We start from the raw sequence: 19,155 nt of genomic DNA, 5'->3' as shown, positions 1-19,155 counted from the left end.
ATGAACAGGTTTATTTACCTAGCCATTGATCCCGATACTGGCTCGGGGTTAAACCTTCCTGTTTCTTGAAAATCCGATTAAAGTAACTGTGCTGGTATCCAACAGCGCCTGCGATATCATTGATTTTCATCGTGGTCTCACGCAGCAATTGCTTCGCTGCATCCATTCGTACCCGTGTTAAATAATCAATGAAATTCATGCCCGATACTTGCTTGAATGCCTTGCTTAATGCATAAGGAGTCATCTGCTCCGCATCTGCACAGCCTTCCAGGGAAAGTTCGTACCTATAATTCTCATCAATAAACAACATCGTACGTTCCACGACCTGCTTCAGCGGCTCCTGGGAACGCATCTCGATCTCCTGAACATATGGCAGCAATACTTCTCCGATCATCCATTTCATCATTTGTGCAGGTTCGCGAATCGTGGACAAGCGCTCATACATGTTGCAGCCACCAAACAGCTTGTAAGGCGTTACCCCGGTCTGCAGCATCATATGCTGAATACTTCCCAGCAATTGAAGCATCATCTGCTGCACCTGGAATTCGGAACTGCCCGCTTGGGTGATCTCGGTCATAAATTGCTCCAGTACGCGCTCAGACTCATCCTTCTTCCCAAGCCTGATCGCCTGAAGCATCTCACGTTCCAGCCCCAGTGGATACGAGGCTTCTTCCGTTCTGCGGAAACATTGCTCATCCTCCAAATCGAGAATCTGGCTCCCGTCTTCCACGCTGCGATAAGCAACCGCCTGCTCCATCTCCATGAATAATCCCGGTAATTCCTGAGGAGAAGCAGCCGGGCTGCTTACGATTACCGTCACGTTCATTTTCAAGGTCTGACCTATGACCTCCACCAGCTCTTGTCCCCATAATAACGCTTGTGATTTCACTGGCTCGTCATTGGGAGCAATCACAAGCATGGCTGAAGACAGGTCGTGAAAGTTCATCACACTAAATTGACTGAAAACATTTTTGGCCACTTCTTCAATGATATTCACTGCCGCAAAGGTAACCAGCCCCGTGTCCTGGCTCCCAAATCGACCCTGCAACTGGGCATAGCCCGTAAAATACATCTGAAGCAGCAAAAACTGCTGGCCTTCCACCTCAAAGCCAAGATTCCTCATCCGCTGCTGAAGATCCTGCTCGTTATAGGCATACAGATGCCCCTGCACCAGTTGTAATACAAAACTGTCCTGCAAATGGGGAAGGTGCTCCTGCAACTGCCGATGGGCGGTCAGACTCTGCGAAGTCAACTCGTTCCACTGCTGTTCCAGCAGTTGGAATTCATCTAGCCTGGTATCTGTTGTCGTTTCACTCCTGCCTGGCGTCAATAAATGGAGCATCCTTGCTACGGGAGAGTATATTCTGCGTGAAGCAAACCAGGATAGCACCAGCCCCAGAATAAGACTGCCAGCGCTCGCAATGACGATGATTTTGGACACGAGCTTCACCGGTGAGGTCACCGATGTCAGCGGAGCTGCGGAGACATATGTCCAGTCCGAATCAATCCGACTCAGTGATCCATAGGACACGGAATAGGTTTCGTCCTCATATTTGAACAGGAATGAATGGTTGTCTGCATGCTGGGCTACTTCTTCTTTTAGCTGCTGCTCAAAAGCAAGATCGGTCTTCCCTGCTGCCGGATTACCGGTAACCAGTGTATTACCCTGTTTATCCATGAGGAACGTTAACCCTTCATCATATGGAGTAAGCGTTTTCAATAAACTGGCGACTTTCTCATTATCCAGCGTAATAATTAGCGCACCAAATGGATTAATGCTTTCACCCGGAATCTTATGTACAAGAACCAGTGCATTACCCGGATCGGTATGCAGGATACTACCATTTGCTTGAGATGCCTTATCACTACTCTGGCTCGCAATCCAGTCTGTCCAATACACATGGTTGCCCATCGTCAGATAGCGATCATAGGCCTGTATTTTGGCTTCATCCTTCAACTCGTTATAATCCCGGTTAAACAAAATCGGTTTCGGTTCCTGCAAATATAGCTGCGCGGATTTGATGAGCGGATGAGAGCCTTGCAGCACGTACAGTGTGGTGACGATCTCCTGTGTTTCGTTGAAATAATACACAAAATCCAGTGTTCGCAGCGCATTGCCAAACCTGGGTTCAAAAGCCCAATGGGACAAGGTCATCTCCAGATAAGCGAGTTGGTCATCCACGTTGCGCGCCCGGTTCTCAATCTGGCTTTGGTGCATCTGATTAAATTCATTTTCCATCCGGCCAACGACCAACTGATACATCACGATGCCTGTAATCAGTCCGGGAATGCTGGCAATGAGCAGAATAAGCATCAGGCTGTTTCGATAAAAACGCCCTTTATGTCGTCCTGTGGTTAACCCTGGCCAACGCGTGAGTCTGCCGGAGGATCTTACCTTCCTAACTGGTTCCATCAGTGCTCACCTGCTTGCTTGCGTATGCTCTGACTGTCATGGGAACTCCCTCAACTCCCCTGCTGAATGGTTTACATGAGAATATATGGATGAAATCCGTTTCTTGTATTATACGCATAATTTCCGGGGGAATGAAACGGTATGTAGCAGATCATTTTTTAACCAATGTTTTATTAACGCATCAAAATGGATTACAATAGGATAAAGCAAAACATGAAGGAGGCCTTTTAATGAAGGAACAAACTTATTTTCAAGAAAATAGAGAGAAACACCTGGCGGAATTGAACGAATGGTTGTCCATTCCAAGTATTTCAGCCATTTCGGCACATAAAGAGGATATTAACCGTGCGGCACAATGGGCTGCAGATGCACTCACTCGTGCAGGTATGGAAAATGTAGAGGTTATTCCAACAGCGGGACATCCGATTGTATATGCAGATCACCTGCATGCACCCGGCAAACCAACCGCACTGATCTATGGACACTATGATGTACAGCCTGTCGATCCGCTTAACCTGTGGGAAACACCTCCATTCGAACCTACCGTTCGGGACGGCAAGCTGTTTGCACGTGGTGCTACGGATGATAAAGGACAAATCTTCATACATATCAAGGCGGTTGAAGCTCTGCTTGCCGAAAACAAGGAACTTCCTGTTAATGTGAAATTCTGCATCGAAGGCGAAGAGGAAATCTCCAGCCCGAACCTGCCGATCTACCTGAACGACAATACAGACAAACTGCGTGCAGACATGGTACTGATCTCGGATACGTCCCTGCTCGAAAAAGGAAAACCGGCGATCTCCACGGGTCTGCGTGGTCTTTGCTCACTTGAAGTGGATCTGAATACAGCCAACACGGACCTGCACTCCGGTTCATTTGGAGGCGGTGTACCGAACGCACTGCACGCACTCGTATCCCTGCTCGCTTCGCTGCATGATGAGCAAGGTCGCGTGAGCGTAGATGGTTTCTATGATGGCGTTCTGCCGCTCTCTCCAGAGATGAGAGAAGAGTTCGTGAAGCAAGGCTTCAATGAAGAACAGCTTCGTCAAGACCTCGGATTGGAGCAATTGTACGGGGAAGAAGGCTACTCGTTCGTAGAGCGTATTGGCGCACGTCCAACGCTGGAACTGAATGGCGTATGGGGCGGATTCCAAGGTGAAGGCACCAAAACCGTTATTCCGAAGGAAGCTCATGCCAAAATTACATGCCGCCTTGTTGCGGATCAAGATCCACAGCAGGTGCTGGACCGTATCGAAGCACATCTGCGCGCGCACGTTCAACCTGGCGCAACGCTGCATGTGAAACAGATCGAGAAAGCCTTTGCGTTCAATACTGATCCTTCCGATCCGGTACTGCAAAAAGCAGCTGATGCCTATGAGCAAGTGTACGGCGTTCGTGCCCTGTTTACGAAAGATGGCGGCTCCATTCCGATCGTGGAGAAACTTTCACGCGTGCTTGGTATTCCGGCTGTTATGATGGGCTTCGGTTTGCCAGATGAGAATCTGCATGCACCGAATGAGCATTTCAACCTGGAGAACTTTGATAAAGGGTTGTTGACGATTGTTCAGTTTTTAAAAAGCTTGTAAAGTATAGTTCATGTGAAAAATAAGTGCTGGAAAGCGTGCAAGTGGCCGTTCCGGATACGAATCGTTCTTTCGATCGCTGTTATCGTCGGATTTTTTGGATTCCCCTTCTCAAAGGGTAAAATCCGACGATAAAGGCGAACGCTTCGCTTCTACAGAATCGATTTCGTCCCCTTCACTACTTTGCAGCTTTTCCATGAACTTATTTTAAGACTGAGCTTGCTTTACAAATGAAGGGTAGTAGGTAGGTATAACAAAAAACGACGCCCTAGAGGTCGTCGTTTTTATTTCGAGAAAAGTGAATCCTATGCGTTAGTGAGATTTAAAATTGGATAGTAGATTAGGTATAGCTGTATAAGAGGTGTAAAATGATAGCTTTCCGCATGCAGGCATTAGGCTAAGCTATTCACCTTATAAGTGACGTACCAAAGGGGAGTTCCGTTATCTTCATTACTGGACTCCCCTTTTTGCTTCTTAATTTAGACAGTTACATTCGTTACAACGGCTCGTTATTTACCTTTTAACGAACCTAGCACGTGGTATCCTCCACTTATGAACGGAAGGTTGTGAAATTTAACATATGCACAAGCTGCATCATGTGCGTGATTTCTTGCTGGACTTCGGAGGTGTCCGTACCAGCCATCGCCAGATTGGCCCGCAGCGTTCTACGAGTGTTCAGCATACCGTCGATTAATTTCATAACCGTGTTGCGCCCACGATGATCCACAATCATATACTTTTTGCGGGCATCCAGCTCCACCCATACGATATTGCTGAATGAGGTAAACAGGTGTCTGCGGTACTGCTCCATATCGGTCTCATTGTAGTGCTCGCCATAAAAGGCATAATATCCGTGTACGTGCAGCTTCTCCGCCAGCTCTGTGATGAACGGGTCGAATTCGAGCATAGCGTTACGTTCCATGCATAGTACCTCCATTGGGTTGATTAAGGAGTCTGAATCACATGTTGCAGGTATTTTACCACAGAGCACGGGACTATGGCGACAAATGTCTATATTCCTCATAAAACAACAACCCTTCGGATGCTGTTCAGCATGAAGGGTTGTTGTTGGTACTGGTGAAGTTTTAGTAGAGCTTTAATTCAAAATCATGGATTGAACTTTAACATCTCACCCAAGCGACCCAGCATTGTCGCACTCTCAGCGCGTGTGGCTGATCCTTTAGGTTTGAAGCTTCCATCCGGATTGCCTTTGACAATCTCATATTGATTCAACAGTCCTACCGCTGATTTGGCCCAATCCTGGATCTGCTCACCGTCAGCGAACGATGTTGCATTTGTCGTGCTGTTGGTATCATATCCTGCCAAAGCAAATCCTCTGGAGATAATGACTGCCATTTCTTCTCTGGAGATCGTCTGTTCAGGCTTGAACTGGCTGCCCGTATAACCGTTGATCAGATCGGCCTCTATGGCAGATGCAATATATGGAGCATACCAGGATGTACTGGATACATCTTTGAAGCTGCTGCCATCGACATCCGATACCGACAGACCAAACATACGAATCATCAGAGCGGTAAACTCGGCTCGGGTAATGGATCGGTTAGGCTCAAAAGCCTTGCCGTTTATACCCTGAATAATATATTTGCCTGCTAAAGCTTCGATCTCCTGACGCGCCCAGTGGGACATCGTATCGTTGAAGGAAGCAGCGTGCTGAACAAGCACATAAGACCCGTTTGTACGGCTGTAAATGTTGACATTGTTGCCGTCCAAGGTGAACGGAACCGGTGTGAATACCGTCTTGCCACTCATCTGATCAACACGGAGCACAGCCAGATGACCTGTGTCCGTTCCTGAAGAAACGCTGACTTTATGATTAACATACTTCTCCAATTGCTGAATGTTCTGCGACTGTCCCTCAGGATTCATTGCTGTTAATGTGAATGCTGTTGCGCCAATAACATTCATCCCGGCATTGGTTGCCAGCTTGGAGGCTGTATCGCTGCCAGTGATGCTAAAGTTAAGCGAGAGCTTTTCCTTGGTCACACTAAGTTGCTTCGCCAGCTTGCTCCAATTGATCTGATCAGGTGTTAATGTGTATTGTCCCTGTGCAGTTTGCAAAACCACTTGCTGTACTTTGGATTGATTCAGGAAAAGAGCAAGCGCCTCAGAAGTTACTGTGATCTGACCCTGTTTCCCCATATCAATCTGTACTTGATTTGACGCTGCTGAGCTCAATGCCAGACTCATTTTGTCTTTGTCCACCATAGTTGTTGTCGTTTCACCCGTGCTGCTTCCGTTACCAGAAGTGTTTCCGGTAGAGCCAGATGCAGTTGTCCCTCCGCCTGGCGAGGAATTGTCGCCATTGGACGGAGTACCACCGCCACCCCCGGATGAAGCTCCATCGCCTCCCGTGGAATTGTCAGCAGGCAGACGGCTTACTTTCAAGGTGTAATCCTTCACGGTTGTACCATCCTCAGCAGTCACCTGAATTGTGATGGAGGTAACGGATCCAGCAGTCAGAGTTACCTCTGCAAAGCCTTTACTGGACACGGCCGCACCATTAACTTTAATCATTGCCGAAGCAGCTGCCGATGCGGTTGGATAAACCTTAATCGTATCAACCTTGTTACCTACACTTGCCGTGTATTGCATCGTTTTAGCGGAGAATAGCGGTGTATAGGTTACGGCATTACCATCTTTGTCTTCCAGCTTTAACCCCGACAAGGATGCATCTGAATCCGGAGATTCTGTAGAGCCTACTTTTTTAAGTTCCCGGGTATCTCTCACCCTGATGCGACTACCTTCGGCAAATCCGCCAAGGATTCCAACCGCTTCGAACGTGTCTCCAGCCTGCAGTTGGGGTACTGGACCTGACTGGTTGGTGATGTATCCATCCGTAAAGACAATCATCGGACCGCTGCCATCATCAAGGATATACGAATTTTCGTCATATTTTGATAAAACCTTGCCCGTTACCTTTACAAGCAAACCTTGATAGCCATCCACCTGCGAGTCTCCGGTAAGGATCGTTTTAGGTTGGGCTGGTTCGCTATGTCCGACCATCACGACGTCCTTGCTGAATTGGTCGAAAACAATTTCCCTGTTGCCTTCAAAATTATGAGTCGACCCATAAACCCGAACAATGTCGCCCGGTTTCAGCGAGTCATCCTTCACTTCTTTGAATGCCATGATTCCCCCTGTTGCATCCTGTAAGTAGAAAGCATCAAAGAACACCCCTGCCGCTGAGGTCACAACACCCTGCACAACGGCATTGGAGCCATCTGGTAACGCACGTGCCGTAGCGATCTCCGACACTTTGGTCTCCCTTCCGGCAAGCCAGTTGATCGCATTCATTCCAAAATCGTTATTGCCGTTATCTCCGAACGCATCATCCCATTGCTGGTCATTAACAACGTTCATCCCCGATACAACAACTCGACCGCGCCCCACCTGCTCGGACGCAATGGCCGGAATAACAGAGCCTCCCGATTCATCTGACACCGTATCATACGTATAGGACGGAGATTTCACGCTATTTTGGTACGAGGTTTCATTGGCAAAAGCCAACACCGTCACGTTGTCCCCTGTGGTCAACGCCTCCGGTCCGCTCATTCCAAGCTTGTACAAGCTTGCCCCGCTGTAGTACTCGATAGGTGGAACCCGGTCCATGATATAGTTGTCTACAATTTGCGGAAACAGTCTGACAGCAAACTTCGCCGTAGCCGGTGTGCTCCAGAAGTTTCCAGTTTTTGAATCATCATAAATTCCATCGTTGGAAACCTGAATGTGGGAACCGATCTCAGCCAACAGATCATTGTTCAGCGTCGGATTGGAACCATAGTTGCTCTTCTCCGTTACAAACAATGCCCCACCATTTTGGACAAAGGCTGCTACGGCCGCATTCTCCTCGGCCGTTAGATCCACGTTTGGATGAGAGATCATCAGGACCTTGACGTCCTTGAGCACATCGGCCGTCAATGGCAATTTGTTCTCAACGACAGTGTAACCCTCCTGTCTAACCATGCTTGTGAAATTTTGTAGCTTGTCGACATAAGTGCCGGTATCTGTCGTCGTATTTTCATTTTTGTGTGCCGCATCAATCATGACCGTCAGGCCAAGCGGCTCCTTCACCTTAACAATTAGCTCATACGTATTGTCTGATGGATCATCCCCTTGAGGGCTTGACACAACAGCAATCAGCTTATGTTCCCCAGAAATTGGATTGCTCCAAGGAACGTTCACATAGGCGACAGAGTTTGCTTCTACCGAGTTGACCGTTGTGCTTCCAACTTTATGTCCAGCATCCTTACTGTCATAATACAAGTCTACAGTCAGGTTGGACAACGCCTCTGTACCCGCATTCGATACGCCTACCTTGATATTTGCTGGTGTGTTACCAACTAATGCACGATCTACAACTTCAATTCCCGATACTTTGACATCAACAGGCACAACCTGCGACCAGATTGGAGCTGAATAGGCACGTTCGCCATCCTTCTGGGTTACACGGATCAGGTACCACTGCTGCCCACCTGTCACCGTAACCGATGGATTCCATTTGAACGAGGTTGAATTCGGCTCGATGCTGTCAATAACCTTGTTGCCATTAGAGAGCAACTCTACTTTTGCAATCGTATCATTGGAGACATATGAGGTGCTGAGATAGTTATATTCCGCCATCGTTTTGTTCTCAGCGACATCATCATGACCCGAAACGCTGAAATTCAAGGTATTACCTTCCACCACAGCGCCCATGTACTGGCCGTTCGCCGAAAAATCCATACGAAAATTCGGATCTTCCGTCATATACACTCGCATCTTCCGCATGGAATCAAGCAGGGAAGCAGGAGTCAGATCCTTAGATACAATAATCGTCCGTTTCAGCGTCTGTCCCCAAGTAGCATCATGGTTGTCCTCACCGTATGTCGGTGCAAGATGCCAGCCCAGATCGAGGGCCTTGAAATACGTGTCTTCCATATTATAGTAGGAATAATGCCCCGATCCGTTACCCACTTCAGACATGGTAAACACTTCATCCACTTGTTTATTGTATGGAGTGAACCCGTTGAATGATCCGGCAGGTGTATCCGGATGGTTGAACTGAGCGATCGCCTGATCCTGTGTCAGCACCCATGCATAATACTGGTTCAGGTTCTGATACAGGCCCCCATTTTGTTTTCGGTCGATAAAATTATCGGTGTTGAAAACATTCGAATGCCCCCATGTTGTGGAGGTCGCTTCAAATGCCGGAAAAACAACAAACTTGCCATCCTCGGTATACTGTTCAGCTACCTGTTTTTCCAATTTCCATTTTGCTCCACCTGTACGTTCCGGCATTCCACCCTTATTCGTAACGGTATCCTTGTCAACTTGATCCGAGTCAATGTCATGCGAGTGGTCGGAGAAAGCAAACCAGTCATAACCGTACTTCTTCGATTCTTCAACCGCGGTTACGGGTTCTCCGTTTCCATCATGGGACACGTTCGTATGATTGTGTGTCGTTCCGGCATATTGATTGCCGCCAGTGAAGGGCTCTACGACTTCAAAGGACCATGTGATTGAATTTGCATTTTGTTTTTTGTCCTTGGCACTTACCATTACGGTATGCGTCCCAAGCGCCAAATTAGTGTTAGGGGTATAAGCAACCAGGGTCAAAATTGCTCCCGGTGTGATCACCGGCTCTACCGCGATGCCATCGACTTTCATCACAATTGTCGAAGTGTCCACACCGCTCAAATCGCTAATTTCGAGCGAGATCTTTGGACGATAGCTTTCCTGACGATAATCCTGAGCTGGGGTCGGTGTTCCGAATTCAGGGCCTGCCGTGTCAGCCAGCACCTCTACCGTGTAGGGTGTCTCTGCTGTTCCGGCAGACGCTTTTTTGTCCCCGCTGACCGCTTCGATGTAATATTGGAAATTACGCATTCCAATGGATGTCCCCGGAATGGAAACCGTATATGTGCTCTGATCAGAGATACTCATGGCTAAAGGGTTGTATGCAGTATCCCCTTCACTGCGGTAATACACGGTAACCTGTTCGGCAGCATCCACTTTTGCTGTCAAAACCACATCCGCATCCACATAAGCCTGTTTGATCGGGGTGTGCGTAATGCCAAGCATCGGGGTAATATCTGCAGCCGAGGTAGGCATCAATTGATAACCCGATGTATAAGGAGAGGAAGAATCATATTGTCCGACAATGCCTGTAATGGTATACAATCTATCCTTTTGCAAGGTAGACGTTAAATCAATGCCTGCGCCCTGAAGCACACGGACCGTTGTCGTTTTCGTGGAATCAGGGTCCTTCACGGTAACATTGACACTTCCACTTGTCGATGGGACATTGGTTACTGTGGCATTCAGCTGCACACGCTTGCCTTCCAGCGGTTCTGCTGTCGCATAAGCTGACAGATCCGCTACTGTGGCTTGTACAGCTTGCGGCAACGGCTGTTGTACCCCCGTCCGTTCCATCCGCAGCGGCTGAAATTCCAGCAAACCATAGTATTCAAGAATGGTGCCCGTGATTTTCAGACGATCCCCCTTGACGATGTTGCTGCCAAGGCTTGTTCCCCCAAAAATCAATATACCGGCTGTTTCATCCTGAATGAAATAATAATTGGCTCCTGTTCCAAACACATTGTTGTCCACGGTAACTACACCTTCAATGGTGAATATTTTCCCGTTCGTATATACAGATGAGCCTTTGCTGTCTACTGTACGGATATCTTGAATGGGTGTAATTACGGAAAGATCCAGCTTCTGTACAGCAACCGGATTACTCTCAAGGCTACGTCCATTCGAACCGTACGTCACCTGAGTTACATAAATGGTGTCTGGTGTGCTGGACAATTTATAAGCAAATTTCTTATCAGGACCTGATGCTACAGATGACGCACCTGAGATCGCTGGTAATGGCTGAGTTTTCTCGGCATCCGCATACACCGAGATCAGGCTCCCTGCCGCCTCTGCCGTTCCGGTTACGGTTCCGCTTGAACTTTCTACCAGGTACGAAACCTCACTCACGTTAGGAGAAGTCTGAGCACGATTTATCAAAATCGCGAAACTCGCCTGCTTGTCCGGTTCCGTTGCAGTCAAGTAAACTGTATTGGCCGTCTCCAGTGAGGTGCCTGTCAAATCTACACTGAACGCCCCGCTTGATGCAGACTGTGTCCTAGCTACCTCAGGTACCGTTCCTGTTGACGGATCGGCGCTGTAGACACTGACCGTTACCGAAGCTTTGACCGCACCATCATAACCAGTAACGGTTGCTCCGGAAAACTGAATGTTCTCGCCCACAGGCCCGGCGCTTTGCGGCAGTTCTCCCTCAGCAAATGGAGTCTCGATTATAGAGGAATTGCGTGGATTTGGAGTTGTTACAACGAAGTCTTCGGAATTCTTATTCGAATCACGTCCTGCTCCCTTTCCAGTGGAAGCGGTAGTATCGGAAGGATTAGCTTTGCGAATCGCTGCTTTCGCATTGGCCAGAGCAGCCGTTGGGTTTCCTTCAGATTGATTGGCTGAACCATATCCAACAAAATCAATCAAGTCTGAGTTATCAGACTTGCTAACATCTCCTGCTGATGCGCTAATAGCTTTATTTGATTTTACCAATGCCACCTTTCCGCTGCCTGCGGCCATAACGATATTTCCAGAAGCATCTGCAGCAGGCAATTCTGCGCCGTTAGCTCCACCAGTGGCTTCACGAATCAGATAGTAACCGTACGCATGGATGGTTCCACTTAGAACCGTCATGTTCTCTGGTGTGTATTGAGCTCCCCCGCTGCTTGCATATTGTACAGTCCAGTTATCCAATACAATATCATTCCCTGTGGGATTATAGAGTTCAATAAAGTCATTTTTATACGGTGCACCGCTGTTACCACCTCCGCCATACACCTGGCTGATGACGACATTGCCTCCTGTAGGTGAATCTGCTAGAACCGGCAGCGCAAATGCCCCTGACAAAACCGATAACAGCATCGACAGAACAAGTGCGATACTTGTCCAACGCTTAATTTTCCTGAATCTATTTAAATTCATGTTGTCCTCCCCTTCTTAGATGTCCTTCCGACCTCAGCCCTTATCTAAATATGCATCTATTTTTCTCAGCACTCACTCCCCAAACAAACGTCCTAATATTGATCATTTTGGATAAATGCACGAAATTATGTAAAGTTCCCGTTAGCAAATGTGCACTATCACGGCTAATATACATCAAATAGTGACATATGCAAATGATTTTGTTTGTAAATGTTATGTGTATGTAAACTATATTTTTCGAATTGTAAAGCGAGAGTAAAATATATGTAAAATTTATTGACATCAATTCGAGCCGAGCTTATAATTCACCTCATCATCAGACTTGGTCAAACACCATCAGGGGGAACCTCATGAACTCATCACACATTTACACCCAGCTCGGAGCAAAACGCTTTTTTTCTGTTTTCTGGATCATCCTGTTTACCCTAGCTATGACTACATATCCACGAACAGCCCAAGCCCATCCGCTGAGCGCCAGTTACACCAATATTGATTTTGGTGAAGAGAAAACGACGGTTGATTTTTCCATCGATGAACTATCTGTCCTGGAAAACATTAAGGCAGACACCAACAACAACGAGAAGCTAGATCAGGATGAACTGGATGTATGGGGAGATAAAATAGCGGATTGGATCGGGGATTCGATTGCCCTTGAAGCTGATGGTAGACAGCAGGCCGAGACCTTGCTGGGCCTTGACATGAAGGATGAGAACGGTACCCGGTATGTGACCATCCACTGGCAATTCCCCGCCTATCCATCCGGTACAACCATTACGATCAATGACGGACTGTACTACAATAACGGCAATACAACGTATACCAATCTGCTTGCGGCTACACAAGGCGGGCAGCTAAGCCAGGCCATTCTTCAGGGCAAAGAGCGGGAGTGGACCATTCTGCTTACCGAAAATCAGGTGAGTCAGGAACAATCCACGGTTGAACAGCAAGAAAACACAACAACAGCAACTCCTTCGTCCACATCATCCGACTCGACCCCTGGTGCGAAAAAGACCACAGCCCAATCCCCCGGAACTCGTTCTGCCTGGGTATCCTTTCTGGAGTTAGGGATGAAGCATATTCTCGGAGGGTATGATCACTTATTGTTTCTGCTGGCCCTCCTGCTCGGAAGGCAGACGTTCAAGCAATATGCCCTTACGATCACTGCCTTCACGGTTGCACATAGCATTACACTTACACTGACCTATCTGGATCTTATCCATTTGCCTTCCAAGTGGATCGAGGCTGGTATTGCCCTTAGCATAGTGTATGTTGCGGTGGAGAACATTTTCCTGAGAAACATCCGAATCCGCTGGCTGATTACATTCCTGTTCGGACTCATTCACGGAATGGGGTTTGCCGACATCCTGATGGGTATGCACATTCCCGCCAAAGAGGTCGCCATCGATCTGGCGAGCTTCAACATCGGCATTGAAATGATTCAACTGGCTCTGGTTGCGATTGCCCTGCCTATCCTCACCTATCTGCAGAAACGAACGGCCTACAATACCGGCATGAAAGCTGCCTCGTGGCTCATCGCAGCAGCAGGTGCATTCTGGCTTGTCGAACGGCTTCTGTAAAGGCCATGTTTCAGTTATTCCCTTCTTGAAAAGAAGCATAAAAAAAGAAAACAAGCGTTGAAAGACATGAAGTTCTGTCTTTTCGCGTTTGTTTTCTTTTCGGCATGTTATATTACAGTTGAACCGCTCCCAATCATGCTTAACCTGAGATTGTAGTCTCGATTCGCCTGCCCTTCACCCACACTTCCTCAATTTCCAGCTCACCATTCAGCAAAACGACGTCCGCCTGCTTTCCTTTAGCAAAGGAACCCGTGCGGTGGTCAATACCGAGCAGACGTGCTGGCGTCAGGCTGGCTGCGCGTGAAGCTGCATTCAGACTCAAGCCTACTTCCTGTACCAGGTAGCGGAAACCACGAATCATCGTGAGTGTGCTTCCGGCCAATGCGCCTCCGTCTATCAAACGTGCCACACCTTCCTTAACGATTACAGGCAGATCGCCAATTTTGTATTCACCATCATCCAGCCCGGCAGCAGACATGGCGTCCGTGATCAGTACGATTTGATCGGTAGCTTGCTTCAATTGTGCGATGAGAGAGATTGCCGCTGGATGCACATGGATACCGTCTGCAATGACCTCGGCACTGATGCGGGAATCACTGAGCACCGCTCCGGCAGCTCCGGGATTCCGGTGATGCAGCGGTGTCATCGCATTGAATGTATGCACCGCATGGTGCAGCCCGGCCTCGACCGCAAGCTGTACTTCTTCATAGGTCGCATCCGTATGCCCTAATGCTGCCGTAATTCGCTGCTCACGCAACCACGAAATGACTTCCAGCGCTCCCTCACGTTCCGGCGCCAGGGTGACTTGGCGGATCAGGCCCGGATATTGTTTTTCCCACGCTTCAAGCCATGATACATTAGGCAATACGATATGATCCGGGTTTTGTGCGCCGGGCCACTTAGGACTGAAAAAGGGTCCTTCCAGATGTACACCTTCTAACTGTGCAAATGGCATGTCACCGGAACGATAGCTGTCCACTTCAGATAATACCCGATCGAGACTGTCTTTGGGCGCTGTCATGGACGTTGCCAGCATTGCAGTGGTTCCCTGTGTGCTGTGGAACGAAGTGATTTTGTCCAACACTTCCTTACTCGCGTTCATGAAATCTTCTCCGTAACCACCATGTACGTGGATATCTATAAACCCAGGGACAATGACGCCATGCTTGGAAACAGGCACCGATACGGCTTCACGGCGAATCTGTTCAGATAGTCCCTCGGGTGCGCCAGCATAAAGGATTTTCCCCTCCGTCCAGACAAGTACACCATCCTCCATTACACCATCGGGTAGTACGATTTTACCTCGAAGAAGTGAAATGGTTTTTTCACTCTCTTGCTCCTGGTTTTCCATAGCTTCTACGTTCATTTCACCAGCCTCCCAGCCGCACGGTCCAGTAACACGACCACATTAGGATGACATTGCAGCAGCGAAGCGGGACATTGTGTCGTAATCGGCCCCATAAAGGCTTCACGAATAATTTCGGCTTTCTCCTCACCACGGGCGATCAGCAAAATTTGTTTGGCTTTCAGAATCGTACCTACCCCCATCGTAATGGCCTGAGTTGGAACTTCATCAATATGATTAAAAAAGCGGGCGTTTGCTTTTCTTGTCTCTTCTTTGAGATCCACCACATGTGTCCGTCCTGTAAGCTCGGTTCCGGGTTCATTGAAGCCAATGTGGCCATTATGTCCGATACCCAACAATTGCAGATCTACTGGTCCACGATCATCAATCCGTTGTTCATAGGAAACACACTCCTCATTTAAATCCGAAGCCTGTCCATTCGGCACCTGGGTTCTGGCGAGATCGATATCAATATGGGAAAATAATTGTTCATTCATAAAGCTGCGGTAGCTTTCGCGATGCTCTACAGGAAGACCGACATATTCATCCAAATTGAAGGAAGATGCCTGCGCGAAGCTGACCAGACCTTTCTGATACAAAGCAATAAGCTGTTTATAGATACCCACAGGAGAACTTCCAGTCGCGAGTCCCAGTACAGCCCGGGGTTTTGTCTGCAACAAACTGGCAATAACACCTGCACCCGTTGCGTTCAAATCTTCTTCATTTTCAAAAATACGAATATTCATCTTCTTAGGCACCTCCGTTATGTTGAACTCGATAAGATTGTACATTGTGATACGATTTTTCCAATTTGGGGATAAAACGGTCAAAGTCGGCACTAACCATGCCCGTGAATAGAATATCGACGACATGCAGCAGTGCAATACGTGAAGCCATATCCCCCCGTCTCATGCCTTCTTCCAATGAAGACGTAAAGAGCGGTATATCCGACACCGCCGCAAGTTTGTTATTCCCATAGGATGTCAGTGAAATGGTAGACGCTCCCGCCTGTTTGGCACAGTGCAAAGCATCGATCGTCTCCGGTGTTTCACCCGAATAGGATACTGCCATCGCCACATCACCCTCACTCAGTGAAGAAGCCGACGTAATTTGCATATGTGAATCCGAGAAGGCGGTACAGCTTTTGCCGATCCGCACAAGTTTCTGGTAGAAATCCTGCGTAACAATGGAAGAGGTTGCGACACCGTAGAGATCAATGCGACGGGCATGACATAATAGCTGAACTGCGCGCTCCAGCCTACCTAGATCCAGCAACCGTGTTGTATCCGCAATGGATGCGAGATGATTGGCTTCGATGGCTTCCACAATTTTGGATAAAGGATTACCTGCCACGATATCCTGATATGCTGTTTCATTGGTGGAATGAGACAGTTCTGCGGCCAGCTTCATTTTGAAATCGGGAAAACCTTTGAAATGAAATGATTTGCAAAAGCGGGTTACCGTAGCCGCACTTGTTCCGCTTTGCTGTGCAAGATGGTTAATGGTCCAGCCAGGAATATCGGATGGGGACTGTAAAATCACCTCTGCAATTCGTCGTTCCTGGGACGGAAGTTCATTCAGTTCTTGCTGCAACGCATGTAGGATGGCTGCCATGAGTTCTCCTTTTATGAAAATTATTTTTATTAATTCACTATAAATAAAGAAAATTATTTTTATGTTTTCATTTTAATCAATACGTTGTTGCAAATCAAGAGGATTTTAACCAGGTATTCGCGGTATGCATGATAAAATTTTAGAAGGCATCTTCTTGATTAAGGAATCGGATTCCGCTTATATTGAAGATGAACTTTAAAGCCAATGTGGACATTTTCATTTCTAAGGAAGGAGTACACTCGATGAATCAACGACAATGTCATAAAATGATTCCTTCCACCTGGATTATTGCCATAAAACAGACCGAAGCTCGTAAATACTATGCCCTCTATGCCATCGACTGGAAGCGCGGAGCGCGACTGAGCTGGGAAGGTTGGAATAGCCTCGCCGACTTGCTGCAGTTTCATATTCCTATCAAACGTAAAACTGGCGGTACAAAATCTTCCTCCCAACCTGCTGCCAAAATTGCGAAAAAAGCACTCTTTTTGCACCTAGATGAAACACAATACGGGGAATTAGAGAAGCTCTTCTATCAGCCTTTTTCTAAGAAACGATGGAGATCCTTTATTGAGGAACATTCCAATAACCATATGTAGGTGAACCCTTATGCTATATACGATTACGATTTTCATCACGCTCTGCCCGTAGCAAACTGTACCCTTGGAATTTCTGCGGGCTGAGCCTTTTCCCAAGGGAGCGTGATGATCCATGAAATCTCAGCAAAGAAATCAAGCCTATTACAGGCATCACAGAAAGCGTGTTATTCAACGAAAAAAACAGCTCGCTATTCGGTACGGTTGGTCATACAAGTTCGAAGGCATTTTTGCAAAAGGAAAAATACATTGTTCCTGTAAATGGTGCTGCGAAAAGACAAAGCGGCTAGGCTATCCGAAATCTGAGCTAACCCGAATAGCGGACTGCACTCAGCAGCTTCTGAATCCAGACTTCTGAGAATATCTATTCAAACAAGCGATTCCTTCACTTTAGGGATTCGCTCGTTTTGACTTACCAACATATAACAAAAAAGTCTTTCCCCATTCTTCATCATGAAGAATAGAAAAAGACTTTCATGCTGCTTAATCAACTGTGCAGTATCGCATCAGATCTTCAGTTCTCCGAGCTGAGCAAGTTCTGGCAGGTATTTAACATTATGTTTCTAATTCTATTTTACAAGATTAGCATCTGACAGATTCTCTCCCCAATCTATTTAAGCCTATTCTCCTTAATAAAATCTTCGAAATCGTCGCTTAGTTCAATAACAGCTCGTCGCTGATTGTATTTCTCGTACTCCGAAGCAGCCAGCTTCTCCGCTACCTCTTGAGATACTTTGCCAGCATTCGTTAGAATCTCGCGCTCATTGAACTTAAGGAAGGAATTTAGCTTTTCAATCCAGTCTTTCATGTACATGGGGGACTGACGTTCAGCTTGATCCTCTGCATAGTCCAAATACATTGTTACAATACGATTTAACGCCTGCAGTTCCTTATCGGTCAGATAATTTTTAGCGACTGTTATATCACTTTTCCTTACCTTATCGCCCTTCCAACTAGTCAGCCCCATATTGTCTTTATCTGCGCTTGCTCGCTCCGCAATCAGTTCTGCCGCCGTATGTCCATGGATAGCAAAATGAAGCTTATTCTGTACTTCAGCAAAAAAATCTTTGGATAAGCTGTCATTAGGATCATAGTCTATTGAGGTGGCATAGATATCTGTAATCTTCCTGTAAAATCTTTTCTCTGATGCACGAATGTCACGAATGCGCTGGAGCAACTCACTAAAATAATCTTTTCCAAAATTACGCATGTCCTTCAAGCGTTCGTCGTCCATCGTAAAACCTTTAACCAAATATTCGTTTAGTCGCTCCGTTGCCCAACGTCTAAACTGTGTACCTCTGTGCGAACGAACACGATAGCCTACAGCAACAATTAGCTCCAGGTTGTAGTGCTTGACTTTACGTTTAATTTCTCTTGAACCTTCAGTTTGAACTTGTAAGTATTCCTTACAAGTTGATTCTGAGGCTAGCTCAATTTCCTGATAAATGTTTTTGATATGAAGAGTTATGTTTTGGGGGGTTGTCTGATACAACTCGGCAATAGCTTTCTGACTCATCCAGACCGTTCCATTTTCCAGCTTAACGTCAATTTTGGTATTCCCATCTTCAGTTTGATACATTAAGATACCTGTAAGATTGTCCATTTTTCAACCTCTCTCATTTCTTACTCTGCAAACATTGGAATATATGTTCCCATTTTATCATATCTCAAGCTATCTCCGTTAGTCCCTCTGTGCTAATTAATGCCATGAACTCAGACACAAAAAAGTCTTTCCCCATTCTTCATCATGAAGAATAGAAAAAGACTTTCATGCTGCTTAATCAACTGTGCAGTATCGCGTCAGATCTTCAGTTCTCCGAGCTTAATCAGCTCTACAACTGCCTGCGAACGACCCTTAACATTGAGTTTTTGCATCACATTCGAAATATGGTTGCGCACCGTTTTCTCGCTGATGAATAACTGCCCTGCGATGTCACGCGTCGTTTTGTCCTGAACCAGTAATTCGAATACTTCGCGTTCACGGTGGGTCAACAGAAATTTGCTTTTATGATCGATACCCTTCAATGTT

General features: G+C 46.9%; 11 protein-coding genes. 3 read left to right on the top strand and 8 right to left on the bottom strand.

Translation table 11 applies throughout. The features are described from left to right. Positions 1-10: 10 nt before the first annotated feature. Positions 11-2,413 (bottom strand): helix-turn-helix domain-containing protein, encoded by a 2,403-nt coding sequence (locus tag BMW94_RS23075; protein ID WP_091001200.1) that lies wholly within the window; start codon positions 2,411-2,413, stop codon positions 11-13. A gap of 230 nt (positions 2,414-2,643) precedes the next feature. On the opposite strand from BMW94_RS23075, the gene BMW94_RS23070 reads away from it, so the two are divergent. After that, entirely contained in the window at positions 2,644-3,999 is a 1,356-nt protein-coding gene (locus BMW94_RS23070) for a dipeptidase (RefSeq protein ID WP_063566686.1), read from the top strand. Positions 4,000-4,546: 547 nt separating this feature from the next. Here BMW94_RS23070 and BMW94_RS23065 read toward each other — a convergent pair. After that, complete coding sequence (locus BMW94_RS23065) at positions 4,547-4,918, bottom strand: hypothetical protein (protein WP_053783145.1); 372 nt, start codon at positions 4,916-4,918, stop codon at positions 4,547-4,549. A 185-nt stretch (positions 4,919-5,103) separates the two neighbouring features. Then, positions 5,104-11,997 (bottom strand): S-layer homology domain-containing protein, encoded by a 6,894-nt coding sequence (locus BMW94_RS23060; protein ID WP_091001199.1) that lies wholly within the window; start codon positions 11,995-11,997, stop codon positions 5,104-5,106. Positions 11,998-12,347: 350 nt separating this feature from the next. Between BMW94_RS23060 and BMW94_RS23055 the strand changes: the two genes are divergently transcribed. After that, complete coding sequence (locus BMW94_RS23055; RefSeq protein WP_091001198.1) at positions 12,348-13,574, top strand: HupE/UreJ family protein; 1,227 nt, start codon at positions 12,348-12,350, stop codon at positions 13,572-13,574. Between the two features lie 139 nt (positions 13,575-13,713). Here BMW94_RS23055 and nagA read toward each other — a convergent pair whose 3' ends face one another. The 3 genes from nagA to BMW94_RS23040 are packed head-to-tail and all read right to left on the bottom strand — an operon-like array spanning position 13,714 to position 16,533. Then, the gene (gene nagA / locus BMW94_RS23050) at positions 13,714-14,940 is read right to left on the bottom strand and encodes an N-acetylglucosamine-6-phosphate deacetylase (RefSeq protein WP_254790332.1); all 1,227 of its coding nucleotides are present in this window, start codon (positions 14,938-14,940) and stop codon (positions 13,714-13,716) included. Then, the gene (gene nagB / locus BMW94_RS23045) at positions 14,937-15,665 is read right to left on the bottom strand and encodes a glucosamine-6-phosphate deaminase (RefSeq protein ID WP_063566685.1); all 729 of its coding nucleotides are present in this window, start codon (positions 15,663-15,665) and stop codon (positions 14,937-14,939) included. Before nagB ends, nagA begins: the two co-directional genes overlap by 4 nt. 4 nt (positions 15,666-15,669) lie before the next feature. Beyond that, a complete protein-coding gene (locus tag BMW94_RS23040; protein ID WP_091001197.1) occupies positions 15,670-16,533 on the bottom strand; it encodes a MurR/RpiR family transcriptional regulator in 864 nt (287 codons plus the stop codon). A 242-nt stretch (positions 16,534-16,775) separates the two neighbouring features. Here BMW94_RS23040 and BMW94_RS23035 point away from each other — a divergent pair, with 242 nt between their 5' ends. After that, on the top strand, positions 16,776-17,129 hold the full coding sequence (locus BMW94_RS23035; RefSeq protein WP_091001196.1) for a hypothetical protein: 354 nt from the start codon (positions 16,776-16,778) through the stop codon (positions 17,127-17,129). 607 nt (positions 17,130-17,736) lie between these two features. On the opposite strand, the gene BMW94_RS23030 is transcribed toward BMW94_RS23035, so the two are convergent. Both BMW94_RS23030 and BMW94_RS23025 read right to left on the bottom strand, forming a co-directional pair. Further along, complete coding sequence (locus BMW94_RS23030) at positions 17,737-18,729, bottom strand: virulence RhuM family protein (protein WP_091001195.1); 993 nt, start codon at positions 18,727-18,729, stop codon at positions 17,737-17,739. A 197-nt stretch (positions 18,730-18,926) separates the two neighbouring features. Further along, positions 18,927-19,151: a helix-turn-helix domain-containing protein gene (locus BMW94_RS23025; protein WP_017692532.1), complete on the bottom strand. Its 225-nt coding sequence runs from the start codon at positions 19,149-19,151 to the stop codon at positions 18,927-18,929. Positions 19,152-19,155 lie beyond the last annotated feature (4 nt).

It is taken from the genome of Paenibacillus sp. OK003 (genome assembly GCF_900109515.1).
Taxonomy (GTDB): domain Bacteria; phylum Bacillota; class Bacilli; order Paenibacillales; family Paenibacillaceae; genus Paenibacillus; species Paenibacillus marchantiae.
Note: the sequence above shows the minus strand (reverse complement) of the source record. Positions and strands in the feature narration are given on the sequence as shown.

Coding starts and splice junctions, on each gene's coding strand:
- BMW94_RS23075 (WP_091001200.1), bottom strand. CDS start 2,413: ATGGAACCAGTTAGGAAGGTAAGATCCTCCGGCAGACTCACGCGTTGG.
- BMW94_RS23070 (WP_063566686.1), top strand. CDS start 2,644: ATGAAGGAACAAACTTATTTTCAAGAAAATAGAGAGAAACACCTGGCG.
- BMW94_RS23065 (WP_053783145.1), bottom strand. CDS start 4,918: ATGGAACGTAACGCTATGCTCGAATTCGACCCGTTCATCACAGAGCTG.
- BMW94_RS23060 (WP_091001199.1), bottom strand. CDS start 11,997: ATGAATTTAAATAGATTCAGGAAAATTAAGCGTTGGACAAGTATCGCA.
- BMW94_RS23055 (WP_091001198.1), top strand. CDS start 12,348: ATGAACTCATCACACATTTACACCCAGCTCGGAGCAAAACGCTTTTTT.
- nagA (WP_254790332.1), bottom strand. CDS start 14,940: ATGAACGTAGAAGCTATGGAAAACCAGGAGCAAGAGAGTGAAAAAACC.
- nagB (WP_063566685.1), bottom strand. CDS start 15,665: ATGAATATTCGTATTTTTGAAAATGAAGAAGATTTGAACGCAACGGGT.
- BMW94_RS23040 (WP_091001197.1), bottom strand. CDS start 16,533: ATGGCAGCCATCCTACATGCGTTGCAGCAAGAACTGAATGAACTTCCG.
- BMW94_RS23035 (WP_091001196.1), top strand. CDS start 16,776: ATGAATCAACGACAATGTCATAAAATGATTCCTTCCACCTGGATTATT.
- BMW94_RS23030 (WP_091001195.1), bottom strand. CDS start 18,729: ATGGACAATCTTACAGGTATCTTAATGTATCAAACTGAAGATGGGAAT.